Below are 18,986 nucleotides of genomic sequence, written 5' to 3'. Positions count from 1 at the left end.
GGTGGGCGGGCCCGGAAGCTGGCGCGCCGCGATCGTTCTATGACCTCGCCCGAACGAACCCCGACGACACGATCATTGCCGTCCTGTCGAACGCTTACCTTCGGGCGTGCAGTGACGATCTCCGTAGGGCGGTGGGGCAACTGCGCGACCCGCAGCGACTGACGATCATCGGCCCGAAGCAGGCGGATCCCGACCTAGACGAACTTGTCGTCGCCGTGGCCGCTCCGATGAGGTTGGCGGTCGGCGGCAGCCTGCTTGCCCTCAACGTGCGTGTCGCGCAGCGCCTCCTGAGCCTTGCTACTGCGGATCCTGGCACCCATCGCCGCTCCCACCTCCGCGCCTTGGCCGGCGAATTGGCAGCTGCGGTGCCCCCGCCAGCGCCTCGAGTTCATCGCGAGCGCATGACCGACGACGAGGTCAAGGCCTTCATACGGCCACTTGCAGTGGCCGAGCCAACCTCGGCAACACGCCTGCTTCGACGGTTACGAGACTCCGGCAAGTCATGTGAGCAGGCACGCTTCAAGCAGTTGTTCGACGAGATTTCTCTGGATGGGCGCTGCTGATGCCACCCCCACAGGATGCCAAGGCCATAGCGCGCCGTGCGCTGCGAATCGCCCAGCCCGGCACCCCCGCCCTCTATCTGTTCGCGCTTCAAGCGGAAGAGGTCCTGCAAATCGCGGACATCTCCCGCGTCAGTCGGGACGACGCCGGGAAGTTGATCGGTTACCAACGGCCGCAGGTACGGAAGCACATACAAGAAATCGTCGAGTACCTCGACACGGAGTCCGCCGTCTTCCCCAATCCAATCATCCTGGCCCTGTCCTCGCACGTACGGTTCCAGTCGAGCAGAGGACCGGGCGCGGGAGACGGGCTCGCCACCTCTGGGCTACTCAGCATTCCCTTGTCGCAACCGGGCAAGCCCAAGCCCGCATGGATCGTTGATGGACAGCAGCGTGCTCTCGCGCTGTCCCGTACCCAACGGCAGCAGTTTCCCGTACCGGTGACTGCGTTCGTGGCGGACAGCGTCGGTTTCCAGCGCGACCAGTTCCTGCGCATTAACAACACCCGTCCGCTACCGCGTGGTCTGGTTACCGAACTACTGCCGGAGGTCGACAGCCCGCTACCTCCCCGACTTGCCATACGAAAGGCACCCTCGGCCCTGTGTGACGTTTTGAACGCCGACAAGACATCGCCCTTTTACGGGCTGATTAAACGAGCGTCGACGAACAAGCAACAGGCACCAAACGCGGTGATCACCGACACCGTCGTCGTTGAAATGATTCAAGAGAGCCTGACTTCGTCGGCTGGCTGTCTCTTCCCCTACCGCGACGTCGCACACAACGAAACCGACTTCGATGGAGTCCTCCAGGCCCTCTATATCTATTGGACAGCAGTCCGTGACACCTTCCCAGAAGCCTGGGGCAAGCCGCCGAGCAAGAGTCGACTCATGCACGGTGCAGGGATTCGGGCCATGGGACGGCTGATGGATCGGGTGCTGGGCACAGTGGATCCCCGCATCCCCGAGGCCCCCGCACTGGTCAGCAAACACCTCGCGGTGATTGCGCCACACTGCCAGTGGACGGGGGGAAGATGGGACGAACTCAACCTTCGTTGGAACGAAATTGAGAACTTGTCCCGCCACGTTCAGGAGTTGTCCAACTACCTGATCCGCGTCTACCTGAACGAACGGGCCGGCATCCGATGAAGTTCTTCTTCCCTGACAGCCAGGACCAGGTCGACCCGACCTTCGACTTCCTGAGCGAGGAACGCGACCCGTTCAGAGTCCGCCAGCGTGACGACCTGTACGCACACGAACTGCTGAAGCCACCGCCCTTCAACGGCCTACTGGTCTCCAAGGCCATCGTGGACGGCACCGCCAACTCCAGCACCGGCAAGTACACCGGGCCCCAGCGCCATCGACTGTACCGGCAAGGAGCGCGAGAGTTCTTCCGCCTCCACAACGGCAGCGCCCCATTGAAGATCATGGGTGACTGCGGGGCCTTCTCGTACGTCGGGGAAGAACACCCGCCCTACACCGTTGAAGAGGTGGTCAGCTTCTACGAAGGGTGCGGCTTCGACTACGGAATCTCCGTCGACCACGTCATCTTCCAGTACGAACCGAACGTCACGCGTATCGACAAGGCGGCCAAAGAATGGGTCCGCCGCCAACAGATCACGCTCCAACTTGCGGCAGAATTTTGGCAACGCTGTTCATCAAGCGACGTTCACTTCACCCCCCTCGGGGTAGCACAGGGCTGGAGTCCGGAGTCCTACGCTTATTCCGTCAAGGAACTGCAGCGTATCGGATACCAGCGCATCGCACTCGGCGGAATGGTTCCGCTGAAGACGAAAGACATTCTTGCCTGCCTCCGCGCTATCGATGACGCACGCGAGCGCGACACACAGTTGCACCTGCTGGGAATCAGCCGCGTTGACGACATCCCGACCTTCGCCAGCCACGGCGTGACTAGTTTTGACAGCACATCGCCTTTCCGGCAGGCATTCAAGGACGATCGGGATAACTACTACGCGCTCGACCGGACCTACGTGGCGCTCCGCGTCCCCCAGGTTGACGGCAATGCGAAGCTTAAGGCACGGATTCGTTCCGGCGAGATCAGCCAAGGGCAGGCCATGCAGCTCGAACGCGCCGCCCTGACATGCCTTCGCGCATTCGACAGAGGCGAGGTCGACCTGGAAATCGCCTTGGAAGCACTGGTTGCCTACAGCGCTGTGTGGGACCGCAAGGCGGACCGGAGCGATCAGTACCGCGACACGCTCGAGAATCGGCCGTGGCAGGCGTGCGACTGCTCGATTTGCAACAAGGCCGGAATCGAAACAATTATCTTCCGCGGCGCGGAACGCAACAAGCGTCGCGGCTTCCACAACCTACACGTATTCGGGCAACGACTGCGCCGGCAACTTGGAGATGACGATCGTGACTAAGCAGGGAGACAAGAGCACCATGGCCGGAAGCCGTGGGAAACTGCTACATCTTCCGGCTCTCGAAATCATGCAGGGGCCAAACCGCCGTCTCTACACCTTCGCGGTGGACGGCAAGCAGGTCCCGTCGTTTGCCGCCGTCTCGCGTGTCCGACGCGACAGCGAGCAGCAACTGCACGGCTACCAACGACCAGAGGTCCTGGCGCACGTGGCAGCAATTCGCCGCTATGTGGAGTCCGACGACAACCCCCTGCTGCCCAACGCCATTGTCGTCGCCTTCGACGACCGGGTTCGCTTCGTCCCTGCCGACGCCGCTACCGAGGCCCCTGGCTACGTCCGCCTGGGCACGCTCGTAGTACCCGTGAGCGACGACTGGGAAGACGCCGACAAACCTGGCTTTATCGTGGACGGCCAGCAACGGTGCGCGGCTATCCGTAACGCAGAGGTAGAAGCCTTCCCGATCTGTGTCACCGCCTTCATCACCGCCGACCAGGCCGACCACCGATCTCAGTTCATTCTCGTCAACTCCACCAAGCCGCTTCCCAAGGGCTTGATCCACGAGTTACTCCCGGCCGCGTCCGGTCCGCTACCGAACCAACTACGCGTGCGGCAACTCCCAGCGACGGTTCTCGAGCGCCTCAACTTCGACCAACGTTCGCCGCTGCGCCACATGATCCAGACGCCGACTAATCCCACGGGGGTCATCAAGGACAACTCCATGCTGCGCATGCTCGAGAACAGCATCTCGGATGGGGTCCTGTACCGATTCCGCGGAAGCGACAAGACGCTGCCCAATATCGGACTGATGGTGACCGTACTGAGCGACTTCTGGACTGCTGTGCGGGAGGTGTTCGGTGAGGATGCCTGGGGTAAGCCCCCTCGCAAGTCGCGGCTGATGCACGGCGCCGGCATCATCAGCATGGGATATCTGATGGACGCTATCGCCGACACGAATGGCAGTGGCGAGGACGTCCCCGACGTGCAGGGATTCGCTGCTGGGCTAAAGACAGTGAAGGACTACTGCCGGTGGACCGAGGGCACGTGGGATCTGGGCGACGGGATTCCGCGCCGCTGGAACGATGTCCAGAACACCCCTCGAGATATTCAACGGATTACTGACTTCCTGATCTCCACCTACTATGCGAAGCAGGGAAAGCGACACGATCGGTCGAGTCGGCTCTTTTAGGTGTCATCCGCGGAAGTGCCCGCGCCGAGGAATCGGCGCCAAGCACCGCTGCGACCCTGCGTGGTGAGGCTTGGGATATCCGCCTTGGCCCTGCTGCATATGGGACCAAGACCAACCATTGCATTGTGTCACGTGGACACAGCCGATGTTCATTTTAAAACCGCGGGGGGGGGCCAGTCGTTTCCTAGGCACGTGGCGCGACAGATCAAGAGGCGATAGATACAGGATTTGCTCCACGCTCAGCCCATACTGCATTCGTCGTTTGCAGGCGAGCCAACCTGAGTTGGCGGCCTCTACCGTCGGCCGCTTTCACTTGGCCAACGACACCAGAGGTACCGAAAGGCCGCAGACGGGCCGCCTTGCTGGGGCTTGGAGCACGATCGATTACGTCTCAATGAACGCGTCCGGAACGAGGCAAAGGACACCTCTCGTAATATTTTGCACCTGTTCCATTACTCGCAAGCGATGTACCGGCGTGCAATGCACGGTGGTGCCGGCACAGCGTGGCCCCGACTGTAACCTCCGATGGTTCCCGGCGGCCCGGTTCTGCCGGGCCGCCGTCAGTGAACGTCGTTCACCTGGGTTCGCCTGTGGCTGTGGCTTCATTACGAAGCCACTCCTCTGCGGCCTCGATCAAAGAGGTTGACCCCTTCCCGACGGCATAGCGAATCGGCGCGGTCGGCCGTTCCGCTTTAAGGGCGGTGGTGGCGGCATGGGCCGCGGCTCGGTCCATCACCACGAACAGGTCCGCCGCCCGCGCCGCAGCCCGCAGCGAGTCGGTCGCGACACGCTCGGCGCAGACCAGCACCTCGAGGCCGGGATATCGCGAGCGCAGGATCCGGGCGGCGCGCTCCAGCGCTTGTGCCTGAAGTGAGTACAGGGCGATGCGGGTGCCGGGACGAATCGTCGCTGGCTGCTCGCCGATGACTCGCTCCGCTGGCGGGAGGGTGATAGTAAGCCCGAATGACGGGGCGAGGTCAACGGCGACGGCCAGCGCTGCCGACGGGATCCGGCCGGCGTTGTGTGGACCGATTCGCGACAGCATAGGCACGGCGAATCTGTCGAGACTGTCAGCGCGGCCGGGTCGATGTGCCAGGAGGTGTTCGAGCAGGTCCAGACCGAGCGGCACGTCGGCGTCGGTGAGAAAGGGATCCCATCCGGCGCGGACCAGTTCCACCACCTCATCGAATGCCTCCACGTTGAGACCGAGTTCGACGAGGCCATCAATCAGCCGCGCGATTCGCGACACACGGTGGCGATCCCCACTGTTGTCGTGGTAAGCCCACAACTCCAACACGCGGTAACTGAGCGAGCGAACGTCGTCGACCGTCGCATTACTGGTCTTCAGATCGCGCACCAAATCGATGCACACGTCGAGTCCGGGTGACAGGCGCCCCGGCCCGCCGCCTGCCGTGATCTTTTGAATCGCCAGACAGGCGGCGTCGGTTCCACCCAGGACCCGCAGTTCGGAGACGCCGGTCTGTGCGATGGACTCGGCGAGTTCAGGCAGTCGTTGTGGCGTCGTTGAGGCGGCAAACAGGTCGGCGATCCTGTCCGGCAGCGCAGTCGGTTCGATGCCCCTGTCGACGCGCGGTGCCGGGCCGAAGGCGCGGCGGATGGCCTCCTCGCCATGCGCGGCACGGTGACGTGCCAGCAGGGCCAGTGCCGTAGTCGTGAGGGTGTGCGACACCGCCTCGACCACTGCGGGTAAATCGGCAACGTCTGTGGGCATGTGCGATAGCAGATCGACCGCAGCATCGAAGCGCCCGGCCTCAATCGATTCCTGGGCACGGCGGCGAAGTTCCGTGACGGAGGAGCCGGCCGGCTCTGCGTCGTCGGGGCTAGCGGACGGCTGGGCGTCCAGCACGGCGACGATGCCTGGGTCGCTCGCCCAGCCGGCCCGTGTAAGTCGCTCTCGCAGCATGTCGGGTGACTCGCCGGCGGTCAGAGCCCACAGCGTGTAGTACCGGGCGCCTGCCGTGGACCGGATCCTCGACACGGAGTCAATCAGGGCGTTAAAACGGGTGGCGACCGGTCCGAATGCTGCCAGACCGAGTGTATTGGGGAGCTTAGACATGGCCAGGCGCGCCAGAGCGTCAGAAGCCAAGCTTGGCCTGGGCAACTTCAGGAGCGTGTCCAGTTCCGGATGCTGATCGAGTTCGTCCCAGCGTTCGAACGCGGCGAGCACCTGGATGTGGAGGAACATTCGGTTCGCCTGCGATAACCGGTGATCGGAAGCGAGTACTGCGTAGGCCGCTGCGGACTCCTGCTCCGCCCGTGAGGCGCAGGCATCGGCGAGGTCGCCGATAAGGCGTCCGATGGGCAGGGAGAGACGTGCGTTCCGCCGCGGCGCTCCGGCAATCGAGGTTAGTAGGGCCTGGACCGATTCTCGTACCGATATGCGGGCGGCCAGGGGCGTGCCGGCGACTCGAAAGCGGTAGACGTATCGGCTGTCGCCGGCAAGCGCGATTGCCGCCCGCTCCAGCAGGTCACCGGATGGCTTGGCAGCCAGGCTTTGGCCATCGAAGTCGGTCCAGGTCTTGCCAATGTGCGACTGCAGCAACTCCCGCAGCATACGGGATTGCTCCGCCCCGAACGCCATGGCGAAGTAGTGGGTAACGCCGTCGATGCGCGCGGGCAGCACCACTGGCTTCGGAGGGTCCTGGGCAACGAGTTGCTGCGCGATGGTGACGAGTTCGTCGAGTTGCCGCACAGCACCGACGCGCAGTTCGTTGGGCGGGGCGAAGAACGCGTGTTGAAATGATTCCCAGCGCTGTACTACCGGGGCTCCGGCGGCCCGCGTACTCATGCGAACAAGCTCATCAGTTCGGTGGTAACCGTCGCGACGTGGCCAGGGTCGGTGGACACGGTCACCAACTCCCCGTTGATCTCGACTCCTCGGTAGGTCAGGTTCATCGATCCATGGACGATCCAGTCATCGCCACCAATCGCCTTCTCGTGGTCCAGGGCACTCCCGGCTTCGTGTGTTGACTGCCGCGGATGAAATAACGCCTCTGTTCCATCGCGTCGTGCGACATCGTGGAGCCGCTCTACGAAGCGGGTTTGCGGCGCGCCCGGCCCGCAGTGCAGATAGATATTGGTCTGCTGGGCGAGAAGGGCGCGCAGGATCGCCGACAGGCGGATAACCTGTGCTCCCCAGGTCGCATCGAGGGCGCTGAAGCGCCCGCCGCGGTTGTCGAGCAGCGGCACGTCGCTGATCCAGGGCGAGGCGATCAACAGGCGGCGCCCCGGTGCCAGCAGTTCGCTTACGATCAGACTCTGGAGAGCCTCTGCGATAAGACGGTGCGGGCGGGCGGCGAGCCGGTGAATGTAGCGAGTGGTCACTGTGGTGACTCCTCCAGAGACACGTCCACCGCCAACAGTCCGTCATGGCGCGAGGTGGCATCGACGTGCGGGTGGACATGAAGCCAGCCCAACTCGATCGGCTGGATGACGATGTGCTGCAACGCCCGCTTGAGTCGGACTCGGTCATTACTTCCCGACACCAGCCGGCAACGCCCCGCCGTAGCGATGATCTTCGTAAGCCGGTCGGTCCAGTCAGGCTGGTCGACATCGACGTCGTCGTGAGAATCGGGCAAGGTATCCAGCACCAGTGTCCGTTCAGTCATCGGGGGGTCGCTGACGAAACGATTCGATGCTACGAGGGACTGTGCCCGGCGCGCCTCGGCGCTGGGCCACAACAGTCCCTGAAGCACGGATTGCATCCAGGCCTGATTCTGCACGGCTCCTTCCGGAACCGCCTTGACCAGTTCAGCGCGGATGATCGGATCGGTTGCAAGAGCCATGCAGATGCTGCGGTGATCAATGGCGAACCCGGCACGCACCTCGACGTTTTCCCAGCGGGTGAGGCATTCCCGCAGCAGCAGGTCGGACTCCGGTCCGGAGTTGGCCCGGAACACGCGGCTGGCCAGTGTGGTGACGGTGGCGTGAGCCGGGCTGACCCCGTAGTTGGTGAGCAGAGCAAGCAGGCCCTGCCAGCAGCCGAGCCGATCCGTGGTGGCGTGGCGGAACCGAAGGGCGGCCTCCTCAATCTCAGGCTCTGTGTTGAGCAAGTCCAAGGTATGGCGAAGCGATCGGTCGACCTCCTCCAAGTCAGACGGCTGCAGCGCAGCAACCACGAGGTAGTCGAACTGCCGCGGATCGTCGCTGATACGGGAGGTCAACGACTCCACCATGCCCCCACCGCCGATCATGGCATCGCTAAGGACGAATGCCACTGTCGAGTTGTCGGTGACCGGATCAACGTCAACAATGCTGTCGAGGTCGGCGTCGAAATCGGGGCACAGTTGTTGTGCTGCGGCTTGCCAGGCGGCAGCCACCGTGTGCACGTACCGGGCACGCAACCAGGGAAGCCACGTGTCGTCCGGTTCGGCGGTGAGGAGGCCGGTGCTGTCGGCGATCACATGCATCACCGCAGGGTCAAGTAGCGCGTCGAGCAACTGCTGCTGCCGTGGACTCAGGTCGTTGTCATCGTCCTCGTCCTCGTCTTCTTCGAGTCCGACTAGTCCTTGGCTGAGCACATCGGAGACGAGTTCCCGCCAGTGCCCCGCAGGCAGGCCGGACAGGTGCACCGGGTCAGTGCTATCCCGCACTGCCGCCGCAGCCGCCGCAACAAGGGCTTCCGCGATGTTGTGGGAAAGGAACGGATCGATACGCAGCGCATGCAGCCCCGTGCGAAGCCGGTCGACGAAGATGTCTCGGCGCAACTGCCGAAGCCGGCGTGGTGAGCAGTGAAGGTCAAACGCCGCCAGCGTCTGCGGCACCGCGACAGTCACGACCTGCGCATCGACGCTGGCCTCATACCCCACCGCCGCCGGCTGCCCATGCCAGGTGAAGCTGTTGGCGATCTGCTGGCGCCCGCCGGCACGCCGCAGCACCGCGGCCGACGTTGCCGTGGCATACCGCCAGGTGTGCAGCGCACCGCAGCCGGAGTGCAGATATGCCTCCACAGACAACACAGTGCCAACCAGCGGTCCGCTCCGTGGTCGGAGTACCTTAATCGCGTCGGCAGGTGCCTGTCGGCGCACCTGCCAATGCAGACGACCGTTAGACGACGACTGCACCTCCGGATCTGGCACCTGTGGTGCGGTGACGAGTGGGCGAACCAGAGGAAGCGTTCCGTGATCGTCGGATACCTCTCCGATGACGTCTCCGCATTGTGCAAGGCCCAGTTCGAGTGCGACGGCCTGGCCGTCGGGCGCGGGTTCGATCCAGAGGCCTCGTCCCCGCTCCACCGCCCAGCGCATGGTCACCTTGCCTGGTGCTAACTCATTGAGCGCCATATGCACTGCGATCGATTCACGGGCCGCCTCGTCGTAGTTGGGCGGCGGTTCGATGGCGACCTCAGGCAGGCACAGGTCGCTAAACAGTGCCTTGGGAATAAACTCCGGCAGGGGCGAGTCGTTGACCCACTCCTCCCGCTCGGGTACAGCTTTGCCGTTGTCGTAGGCTGCCCACCGGCTCACTAGCCGGCGCCGAGCCGTGGGCACCGCGTCCAGAAGCAGGGAGCGGGGCTGTTCCCAGCACACCGCCTCGACTTCCTCTAGGCTCAGCCGTAGCGACGAGCCGATGAAGGTCATCAGTTCCTGGCGCTCGGTTCCCCCGTCCATCACCTGGGTGAGCAATTTTGCCACCTCTTCGCGCAGGTGCGCATGAGTGGAATCTGGTTGGACAAACACGCTACGCATGCGTTGGCCACCGGTGCGAGCCGTAACGTCCAATCGGTGCGCCGCCCAGTCAATGAGGCACATCGCCGCCTGCATCTTGCGCACGGACTGGTTGCCCAGCGGCAGACGTTTCTCCGGTAGGGCCGGGGCGAGCAGCGTTTCGTAGTCCTGGTACGCCGTACGGTCGCGTCCGAAGTCTGACAACACCACGACGGTCCACGGGCGCTGCGTCTGCGTCCGCCCGGCGCGTCCTCGGCGCTGCAGGAACGACGCCACGTCGCGAGGGGCTTTGTGCTGCAGGACCGCCCCCACGGATGGGTCGTCAAACCCCACCTCAAGGGAGGACGTCGTCACAACGATGTCGGATCCCACCTTGACGCCGGTGTCCTGCGACGACGTCCGACCGATCCTCAGGCCCTGGTCGTCGAAACCGAGCCGTTCGGGCATCCACCACTGCTGGCCGTCGGCATCTCGCCGTTCCCAATCGGTCACCGGGCCGGACCGTCCGGCAGCGCGGCTTAGGCGCAGACTCGCGAGGGCGACTCCGTTGCGCAAACGCCGACCCGTCTCTGTAAAGCCCTCAGCGGACAGCATTTGTCGATAGAGCCGGTTGACCAGATCGAGGTTGTCGCAGAACGCGAAAACACGGTTTCCATACGCCCCCAGCGAGGTGGGCTGGCGGTCGAGGACACGTCGCAGCAGCATGAGCGACTGGATCGTGCTCGACAACAGAGCGGTTTGCTGGCCGGGGTCGCCACGCAGCACCACCTGGTACTCCCGCCCGCGCGGCCTCATGTCCTCCTGCCGCGGCTCGATGGTGGTCACTGTGCCATCGGCGAGCCCGCAGAGGGTTTCGAAGAAGCGGCCCGCGTTCGCCAAGGTCGCGCTTAGCCCCACCCAGGTGGTGGGCCGACCCAGCAGGCGTCGCCACCGTCGCAGCAGATAAGCAACCTGGGCACCGTTGCTGCCCTCGTAGGTGTGCACCTCGTCGAGTAGCACCAGCCCGGGCCGGCTCGCTGCCTTCGGCCCTACGCCGAACACATGCATGCTCCAGCCGTCGCTTAGAGATCGGTTCAGCATTTCTGTAGTCGTGAACAGCAGGTCGGGCGGGCGAGCGTGCATGGACCGACGGGTCAATGCGACCTCATCGTCGCCGACCTGCTCGCCGCAACGGACGCAGGTCAGCCGCTCGTGCTTCCGCTGCGCGGAAGGGGCATAGTCGGTGAAGCGCCAGACGAGCTCGCCCCCGCACCGGCTTTCAGTCTCTGAGCCGGGGCACGTGAGATACGGGCACACCCAGCCCGTGGCGGCTCTGCGCCACGCCCGGTTGGGGGCTCTTGCCGCTTCGGCCGCTTTCGGAGTGTTGCCAAAGAAGGCGCCAAGGCGAATCTGCCGACCACCCGCCTTGCGCAGCCGCCGCGTCTCGTCAAGGGCCGAGGCGAGTTGGTCCTTGAGCAGTTCGTTGCGTGGATATATCGCTACGACACCGACGCCACGGGGAGACTCGGGCCGGGTGGCGAGATAAGTAAGCGCCGGCAGGTAAAACGCGAGGGTTTTGCCACTGCCGGTACCCGCGCTGACAACCACACCGCGATCGCGACCCGCCATCGCGGTGAACACGTCGATCGTGGAGTCCAACTGAAAGGTCGACAGTTTGCGTCCGTCGAGGATCTGGCGCGCCGCTTCGACCTGTGCGTCGGAGAGTTGACGGGCCGCCAACTGTGCCGCGACCGCGTCCGGGGTGAGGTTGCGTTCGGGAAACCAGCGGGGTTCGTGACGGAAGCGGAAGTCGGCGACCAGAGGCGGGGCAGCCTGCCAGGGACGGTTGGGAAACTGCTGGCGAAGATGCGCCATGAGACGCATCGTTTCAGCCATCCGTGTGCGGTACTCCGTCGGCCACCGCCGGTCGAGTTCGAAAAGGAGATTGTGTTGGAGAAGTTGTTCGAGGAGTTCCCGGGGATCGTACGACGGTGCCGCTGTTCTGATGGTCTCAAGAAGATGTTCCTCCGTCCAACTCTCCTCCGTCAGCCCCCAGACTAGGTAACGGGCTTCCACGTCCTCGACAGCGTCGAGCACTCGCAGAAGGCAGGCGGACAGATCATTCACCACTTACGGACCCCGTATCCCTCACCGTTGCCCTCGCTGTCCAGCCACGTGCGGACGGCTGGGGTGACCAGCGACCATGGTGCGCCACTGCCGCCAGCGGCGGCCTCAACGAATGCCTTGATCTCAGGCGGCAGTTCGGCCATACGCCGATCGATTTCTGCACGGACCTCCGCCCAATCCGTTGAGTCCTGTCGCCATCGCTCGACGGCCGCAGGAGCCTCTCGAGCGGTCCCGGTGTATGGACGCGACAGCGACAACTGGATCCTGTTGATGCGGATCTGCAGCGATTCGTGACCCGGCATTGCGGGGATGGGCCGGTCAAGGTCGGCGGGCTTAAGGCGGCGCTGTTCCTCCGCTGCGGCGCGGATGAGGGCCCGTTCCAAAAGTGAGACCGTGACGCCTGCTGCCGCGAGTGCGTCCTGAAACGCGCCGCCTCGTAGACGTTCGGCGAGTTCTCGGTTGGGGTTGGCAGCCTCCGTCGCGGCTCTGCGCAAATTTGGTATTGCCTTCCTAGCCGCTGGCGATATCGCTGGCCGGGCATATTCGACATCGAGCGACGAGAGTTGTTCGCCGATGCGCACGCAGTCCTTGAGGCTGGCAGTCAGGGTCTCTGCACGGTTGCAGGCCGCAGCAATCGCGGTCAACTCTGCCTCGGTCTTCTTCCGATCAGCACGGTCGGCAAGGGCTAGGAGTGTCTGGTTAGCCCGTGTAACCAGCGAGTCGGGTTCGGGACCGGTGTCTGTACGGGGCAACTCGGTCACTGCTTGCCCAGCCCTTCGAGAGTGTCCGCGAGTTCGCGCAGCGCGCGCTGCAGCCGGGCGCGATCGTACGTGTCCGAGGCGCCACTGGGGGTGCTTGAGGTGTCGCGCAACGAGTGCAGGATGTGATCACACAGCCGCCAGTAGTTGAGCAAGTCGGCAAGAGCGGGAGAAGGATCGACCGTCAGGTGCCAAATCGCCCCGGGGTCTGCCACGGATGGCAGGAGTTTGGTGAGCCGTCGCAGCAGGCTCAACTGCTCATCGGTCACCTTGTCACGCAGCCGGTCATAGGTGGCCTTAGCACCAGCATCGGCCAGCACGGACTCCCTGTGTGCCTGAGATACCAACCTGTCCATGGTCGTCAGCGCCTCTTGGAGATCCTCACCCTCCACGATGTGCTGGCCGATCTCGCGCAGACTGTCCCTCACTGGCCTCCATAAGGAGTCGGCCGCGCTGCTCTGGGCGTCGTGGAACCCGCGGACGCTAACTCGCGTCTCGGACTGGGTGCGCAGTTCGGGAGGAAGTTGGGTCAGTTGCGCGTAACGCATGAGGTCTTTCAGCACGGCCCCCGCGTCGAAGATCGAGGGAGCGCCGTCGCTCTTGCGTTGGGTGAGATTGTCGCGTACGACGCTTAGTGCGGAGGTGCGTTGCCGCGCCACCTCGTCTAGGAACTTGGCCATGCCGGGATTGAGGGGGTCCGGACGTTTCGGTCGGATCATGACGCCAAGGGCTTGACCGGGCGACTCCACCCGACGGCCGTCAACACGGCTGAGGACTCCCAAGATTGCGAGAGCCGGCCCGAGCCTGGACGACGTCTCCCGCCGCACGTGCTCGACGATCTCTGCTTCCAGCGCGGCCAGTCGGGTCTGCAGCTCGAAGAACCAGCGGCCGCCGTTGGGGCCTGCAAGGTTCCCTGAGGCGGCGAGAACTCCCTTCAGGAGCACCGCATCCCGGTCATTAGGGAAGAACTTCATGGTAAGGCTGTCGGGAGGCGTGCTGCCACCGCCGGCTGAGTTGTCCACCCACACGTTGCTGGTCTTGATGGTCACCGGCCCGACCAGAATGCTGGTGCCGGAGCGTTTGACGTTGATTCCGTGTGGGCCGCTCTGTAGGCGAGCAGCCAGCGCGTCGAGAATCCACCTGCGGATCTTCTGCGATGGGTTCGCCCCCAGCCGTACGCCGCCAACCCACTTGTCGATTTCGTGCACTGACGCTGGCGCCGGCGCGACCGGCTCTTCGGGTGTGGCCGGCGCTGCGCCGGCTTCACCGATGTCGGTCAGGCGCACGCCAAAGACGTCAGCGATGCGGCGCATGTGATCGTCGACGACCGGCGGATTGGTCGCGTAGAACGCCCGCAGGCTGATCTCTGGTTGCGGAGTGCTCGACTGTCGGGTGATCGTGTCACGAACCTCGACGGGCACCGACAGCCGAGTGGGCTCGAGACCCGACGCGAAGCGCGCCGAGGGGAACTCGCCCGGCTTGGACAATTCATCCTCGGCGACCTCGAGCGGTTCCCGGATCACCTCCCGGAGAATGTTGCGAGGGTCGAAGCCGCCCTTGGGACTGGCGAGCGTGATCAACCGATCGACTGCCGCACCGTTGAACGGGAACAGCCCGTGGCCCTCGTGGGTCACACCAAACACGGGATGGCACCGATCTCGGTAGATGCAGTCCGTGCATGCGTTGGGAACCTCGTCGCCGGCCTGAGCGGCCGCAGCGAGGACGTGGCGTCCGATGCGACCCGCGTTGAGGTACTTGCCGACGAACGACCTCAGGTCTGCGCTCTGCACCTCGGCGAGATCCACATCCATCGTGTAGTGGATGCCCCGATCGGCGAACGTGGCATATCGGTCGTCGAGATACCCGGAGGTAACCGCGATCGCGGCCCGGATCCGGCAGAGGTTCGCCCGGGCAGGTACCGTCAGCGCCTGAGCTAACTGCGCGTCAATGCCGTGCAACAACACCAGGTCTTCAATGAATAACACCAGTTCGTGGCCACGCCGGGCCAACTCGGCGCGCACGTCCTCGAAGACCTGCAGGAGGTCGCTGGCGCTGCCGGTGAAGACCTCCGCGATCGCGCGCGGGAGGTAGTAGTCCAGAACGGCGGCTGCCGCAGCGCGGAAGGCGCGGTTGGTTACGAACTCGCGGATCTTGCGTTGAAAGTCGTCCGTGAAGTCGGCGAAGTCATCAGGGTTGATCCGCAGATCGGCTTCGCCGATGTGAAGATCCTCGGCGTCCACGTCCGCCTCGGGACCGTGGCCATCCTTGGCCAGCCTCGCGATTCGCTCGATCGGGCCGCCGGACCGCGACAGTTGCTGTTTGAACGAGTAGTCGCCGACCAGCCGCGCGAGGCGCTCGCGGATGGCCCGCAGGTCCTCCCCCGACATGTTCTGGATGGCGGGAGTGTCGTCGAACTGCACCATACGGTGCAGATGGTTGAGCAGCGCCAGCATCGCTTCCTGGACCGTGGTGACACGCGATGCCGCCTGCGCCAGGCGGACGCGAATATTGTCTGCGGTAGGGGTATTTATGCCTTCAAGGACGCATTCAATGATGCGGCGCAGGGAGGTGTTGCGCTTCTCGATGTAGACGACGTGCCAGTCGTCGCGGCGCGGGGCGTGGATGCTCAGCCACCGGACGAGGTGACTCTTGCCCGTGCCAACCCGACCGGTGATGAACCGAATGTGGGGTTCGTTCGAGTTGAGCGGCTGACACAGATCCCTTAGGACATCGCCTTCGGTGACGGGTTGGTTGACGCCTGCCTTGGTCCGCCGTGCCAGCGGGACGGATTGATGGACGGCGCTGAACACCGCGTCGGACGCCGGGTCACCAATGTCCAAACCGCCGGCGTCGACCTGCGCAGCAATCTGGATTTCGGCCCGCGACCAGCACGGCGGAATCGGTGTCGACGTCACGAGCGCTCCTTCGCCGGGATCTGAGGATGCCAGTCGAGGTGGGAGACCCGGGTGGCTTCGCCGGGGACCCCGAGTGTGACCACCAGCGTGTCTGTGTCGCTTTCGGCGGGTGGCAAGGTGAGGTGCCCGCCCGCCTCGAGTTGGCGTAGCGACATTGACATCCCTGGAGATAGTTCCTGGGCATCGTCAGGCTTCCAGAGCGTGTGAAGCCCGCCGTCACTCACCGGCAGTTGCTCAGCACAGCGAGCAACGAACTCGGACGCCCGCATGCGTCCGTGTGGCAGGTCGGCGAGGTCTTGCAGCAGGGCACTGCTGGCGTCCACGACGAGTGACCTGCCGGTGATAGGCGTCGCGAACCCGAGGTAGGGAGCCCATCGGCAAAACGACCGATACTGTTCCACGTTGGTTACCGGCCAGTCGCTCTTACGCTGGCCAAACCACCGTTTCTGGGCCTCGTCGAACCTCCGGCCCATGCCGGTCTCGAAGTCGAATGGCCGCAGCGGCTCCGGTGCGGCGAACATGACTGACACTGCGTTGACCAGGTCCCAGACCCGGGCATCCACACTGCCTTCGTTGGTCATGGATGCGGTACTCCAGACGTGTGACCGCAGAAGCCGGCTGAATGAGAAGGCCGTCACCTCCTGGGGGGTGCGCCAGTGCCGGAGAGCGGCTTCGGCTACCTTCACCTCCGCGCGTTCCAACTCCACGATCCCCAGCGCCGCCAGAGCGCTCAGCGACTTCTCAGCGATTAGCCGCCCGCTCGCCGCAGTGCCGTCGATGTCGCGATCCGTCTCCCTGTCTGTGTCCAGCGGCTTCATCACTTCCGGGAGGCCGCTCGGCGCCACCAGTTGGATTAGCTCGTCCTTGGCGCACCGTCCACCCCGATGGGCCAACGCTGCGCGAAGCAGGTACCGCATCGCCTCGGGTAGGACGTCGGGAGGGTTGAGCATAGGCACGTCAGATCCTCCTCAACAGATCCTCGATCGTGTAGCTCGGCGTCCACGCCTCGTGCAGGAGTCGCCGTGGATCCGCTGGGTCACGACGCGTTGCGGGCGTTAGCACAATGCCGAGCGGCTGACGGGCGAGCAGGGATATCGCTCGGGCAAGTACTGCGTCGTCGATCGCCGTGTCGACCATGAGGAGGGTAGGGGCCCGCCAGGGGGTATCGAGTTGCTCCGCCCACTTGTGGAGGTCCTCCACCCACCATGGCTCAGTTGCACCTGTACGCCAAGCGACAGCCTCCGAATTCGCGACGACAACGGAGACGCCCCGGCGGAGGAGACGATCACCTAAAGCTCGTATGGCTCTATGGTCATGGGGAAATGTCAGCCGCACGCTCATCCTGCCGCTCTCTGCCAGGCGCCGCAGGTCGTCGGCGGCCTGCGCATGTAGATGTCCGGCCACCAGAGTGTTGCTGGCCCGGGCTCGGGTGGGCAACCGTCCAGTACGCCGACAATGTGGACAGCCGCCGCACGCCACCGTCACAGGAAACTGGTTTCCATCCTCGTCTTCTAGCCGATACCGGCGTGCCAGATACCGGTTTGTGCATTCATTGAGACCGCGAACGAGGGTTGTCGCGGCGGTCAGAGCGGCATCGCTAGCCGTCAAGGTGGACCGCCGGCCCTGAGTGAGTCGCTGTGCGAACCTCGTCGCATCGTCGATGTCGCTGTGGACGAGTTCGATAGTGGCAGCGGTTCGCTGGGTGTCGAAGAACGCTTCCATCTCATCATCTGATGCATCCGCAGGCACCTCCTGCGGCGTCGGCCACCGCCGCCTGATCATTCCCGCCCGACTCATCGCAGACAGCGTCTGTACGTTCCAGTAGATATTGGCGTCGCTCGCCGGGTAGGTGACCCCGGCGTGTTCGGCGCGCAGGTCAACGGTGAGCTCATCACCCAACCACCGTCCGTTACGCATGCTCTGCCAGCGTTGCCACGCTAGATCCGGACCGATTAGACGTTCACGCGCCATGCCATTGGCCACATCCACGTCCGCGTGCGTCCACAAGAGCAGCGACGTTGCCGCATAACCGTCGCGGCCGCAGCGCCCAACTTCCTGATAAAGCCGGTCGACGGACTCAGGTACGCAGACGTGCACGACGGTGCGGACGTCTGGGATGTCGATTCCGAGGCCGAAAGCCGAAGTGGCCACCACGATGTCCAAGTCCTCAGCCGGAGCACCGTCTAGGCGCAGGCCGTGGACGGCCGCCTGCCTGTCGCTCGGCTTCGGGTTGCCGGCGATTCTTGTCACGGCGCCGAACCCTGCGTCGGCCAGCCAGGAAAGCACGGTCCCGGTGTTGGTAGAACGGTCCGAAAGGTGCAGCGTGGTGTAGACCAAAGCAGGCCGAGGAAGATGCCGCAACGCCTCGATCAACTTATCGCGCTTGTCGGCCTCGTCCGCGCAGTGTGCTGACCACCACGCCGGCTCTGGTCGGGTCGTCTGCCCGGACACGAGGAGACGGTGGCGACCGGGAAACAGCCGGGTCAGCGTCGCCAGGCCGTAGGTGTCCAACGTTCCGGTGAGCAGGACGGTGGCTGCTTGGCGGCCCTGCGGGGCGATGTCGAGCAGACGGTCCCGAAGACCGGCGAACGTCTGAAACGCCGGCCGGAAGGCATCTCCCCACTCCGCCACCATATGGGCTTCATCGATGGCGATGAGATCAAGGGTTCCCCGTTCGGCTGCCTGCATTAGAGGCATGGCGAGCCCGGTGCAGGCTGCCTCCGGTGCAGCGATGGTCAGCCACTGCGAACCTGCCGCGATGCCGTTACGGATGCGTTCCTTGTCCGATGCATCGGCTACGCCGACATAGGCGAACCGGTCGCGGCCGTCGCCGACTAGGCGCCGTACGCGCCTCTCGAGATCCATTGCAAGAGAGACAGTGGGCACCACGATGATCGCCTGACGCGGCCGATTGCGGAATGCTCGTGTGAGGACCACATCACTCTTACCTGATCCCGTCGGCAGCACGGCGATGACTGTGTCGCCAGCGCCGGCTAGGGCGGCCGCCCGGAGTGCGTCGCGCTGTGCCTGGCTTTTAGCTACTACACGATTCATTGTCTGCTTGTAGAACGGGTCCGCGGGTACAGCCTCGTCGGACCGTCGTGGCAGACGGCGGCTCGGAGCGTCGTCCGGCGACGTGATGTCGTAGTGGTCGAGCCATGTTGGCTTCCACGCCGTCGGTCGCACGGTCGTGCCCTCGTGGAGCAGGCCGTAACCCGACCATAAGTACGTATTCCAGTGCTCGAGCGGCGTACCGGCCAGGGTCAGCGATGCGTAGCCTGCAGCCACCAGTTCCGCACGGATCATCACGGCGATGTCGGCGGTTGACGCCTTGCGCCAGGACAGCCGGCGATCCAGCCGACGGTTCCGCGCGCGGAGCTCGTCAAAAGTCACG

11 protein-coding genes are annotated in these 18,986 nt (G+C 64.3%); 4 read left to right on the top strand and 7 right to left on the bottom strand.

Annotated elements, in window-relative coordinates; translation table 11 throughout:
* Window positions 1–131: 131 nt before the first annotated feature.
* The 4 genes from V6U77_RS13905 to dbpB (V6U77_RS13890) are packed head-to-tail and all read left to right on the top strand — an operon-like array spanning window position 132 to window position 4,126.
* Window positions 132–563, top strand: a complete 432-nt coding sequence (locus tag V6U77_RS13905) for a hypothetical protein (protein ID WP_334606719.1) — start codon at window positions 132–134, stop codon at window positions 561–563.
* Window positions 563–1,705, top strand: coding sequence for a DGQHR domain-containing protein DpdB (gene dbpB, locus V6U77_RS13900; RefSeq protein WP_334606718.1), 1,143 nt, complete (start codon window positions 563–565; stop codon window positions 1,703–1,705). Before V6U77_RS13905 ends, dbpB (V6U77_RS13900) begins: the two co-directional genes overlap by 1 nt.
* Complete coding sequence (gene dpdA, locus V6U77_RS13895; RefSeq protein WP_334606717.1) at window positions 1,702–2,943, top strand: tRNA-guanine transglycosylase DpdA; 1,242 nt, start codon at window positions 1,702–1,704, stop codon at window positions 2,941–2,943. The genes dbpB (V6U77_RS13900) and dpdA overlap by 4 nt, the downstream gene beginning before the upstream one ends.
* On the top strand, window positions 2,936–4,126 hold the full coding sequence (gene dbpB / locus V6U77_RS13890) for a DGQHR domain-containing protein DpdB (RefSeq protein ID WP_334606715.1): 1,191 nt from the start codon (window positions 2,936–2,938) through the stop codon (window positions 4,124–4,126). The genes dpdA and dbpB (V6U77_RS13890) overlap by 8 nt, the downstream gene beginning before the upstream one ends.
* A gap of 574 nt (window positions 4,127–4,700) precedes the next feature.
* Here dbpB (V6U77_RS13890) and dpdD read toward each other — a convergent pair.
* Genes dpdD through dpdF form a run of 7 tightly spaced genes read right to left on the bottom strand, consistent with a single transcriptional unit; the run spans window position 4,701 to window position 18,985 of the window.
* Complete coding sequence (dpdD, locus tag V6U77_RS13885) at window positions 4,701–6,935, bottom strand: protein DpdD (protein ID WP_334606714.1); 2,235 nt, start codon at window positions 6,933–6,935, stop codon at window positions 4,701–4,703.
* Entirely contained in the window at window positions 6,932–7,471 is a 540-nt protein-coding gene (dpdK, locus tag V6U77_RS13880; RefSeq protein WP_334606713.1) for a phospholipase D-like domain-containing protein DpdK, read from the bottom strand. Before dpdK ends, dpdD begins: the two co-directional genes overlap by 4 nt.
* Window positions 7,468–11,922: a protein DpdJ gene (gene dpdJ, locus V6U77_RS13875; protein ID WP_334606712.1), complete on the bottom strand. Its 4,455-nt coding sequence runs from the start codon at window positions 11,920–11,922 to the stop codon at window positions 7,468–7,470. The genes dpdK and dpdJ overlap by 4 nt, the downstream gene beginning before the upstream one ends.
* A complete protein-coding gene (locus V6U77_RS13870) occupies window positions 11,916–12,680 on the bottom strand; it encodes a hypothetical protein (protein WP_334606711.1) in 765 nt (254 codons plus the stop codon). Before V6U77_RS13870 ends, dpdJ begins: the two co-directional genes overlap by 7 nt.
* On the bottom strand, window positions 12,677–15,592 hold the full coding sequence (locus V6U77_RS13865) for an ATP-binding protein (protein ID WP_334606710.1): 2,916 nt from the start codon (window positions 15,590–15,592) through the stop codon (window positions 12,677–12,679). Before V6U77_RS13865 ends, V6U77_RS13870 begins: the two co-directional genes overlap by 4 nt.
* Window positions 15,589–16,542, bottom strand: a complete 954-nt coding sequence (dpdG, locus tag V6U77_RS13860) for a protein DpdG (protein ID WP_334606736.1) — start codon at window positions 16,540–16,542, stop codon at window positions 15,589–15,591. Before dpdG ends, V6U77_RS13865 begins: the two co-directional genes overlap by 4 nt.
* 7 nt (window positions 16,543–16,549) lie before the next feature.
* Complete coding sequence (gene dpdF, locus V6U77_RS13855) at window positions 16,550–18,985, bottom strand: protein DpdF (RefSeq protein WP_334606709.1); 2,436 nt, start codon at window positions 18,983–18,985, stop codon at window positions 16,550–16,552.
* Between the last annotated feature and the right edge of the window lies 1 nt (window position 18,986).

The organism is Micromonospora sp. CPCC 205546 (genome assembly GCF_036902715.1).
In the GTDB taxonomy this organism is placed as follows: domain Bacteria; phylum Actinomycetota; class Actinomycetes; order Mycobacteriales; family Micromonosporaceae; genus Micromonospora.
The sequence above is the reverse complement of the archived record's forward strand: the minus strand, read 5'-3'. Positions and strand labels throughout refer to the sequence as shown.

Bases quoted from the DNA above. Each gene is read 5' to 3' on its own strand.
- dbpB (WP_334606718.1), top strand. From the start codon at position 563: ATGCCACCCCCACAGGATGCCAAGGCCATAGCGCGCCGTGCGCTGCGA.
- dpdA (WP_334606717.1), top strand. From the start codon at position 1,702: ATGAAGTTCTTCTTCCCTGACAGCCAGGACCAGGTCGACCCGACCTTC.
- dpdD (WP_334606714.1), bottom strand. From the start codon at position 6,935: ATGAGTACGCGGGCCGCCGGAGCCCCGGTAGTACAGCGCTGGGAATCA.
- dpdG (WP_334606736.1), bottom strand. From the start codon at position 16,542: ATGCTCAACCCTCCCGACGTCCTACCCGAGGCGATGCGGTACCTGCTT.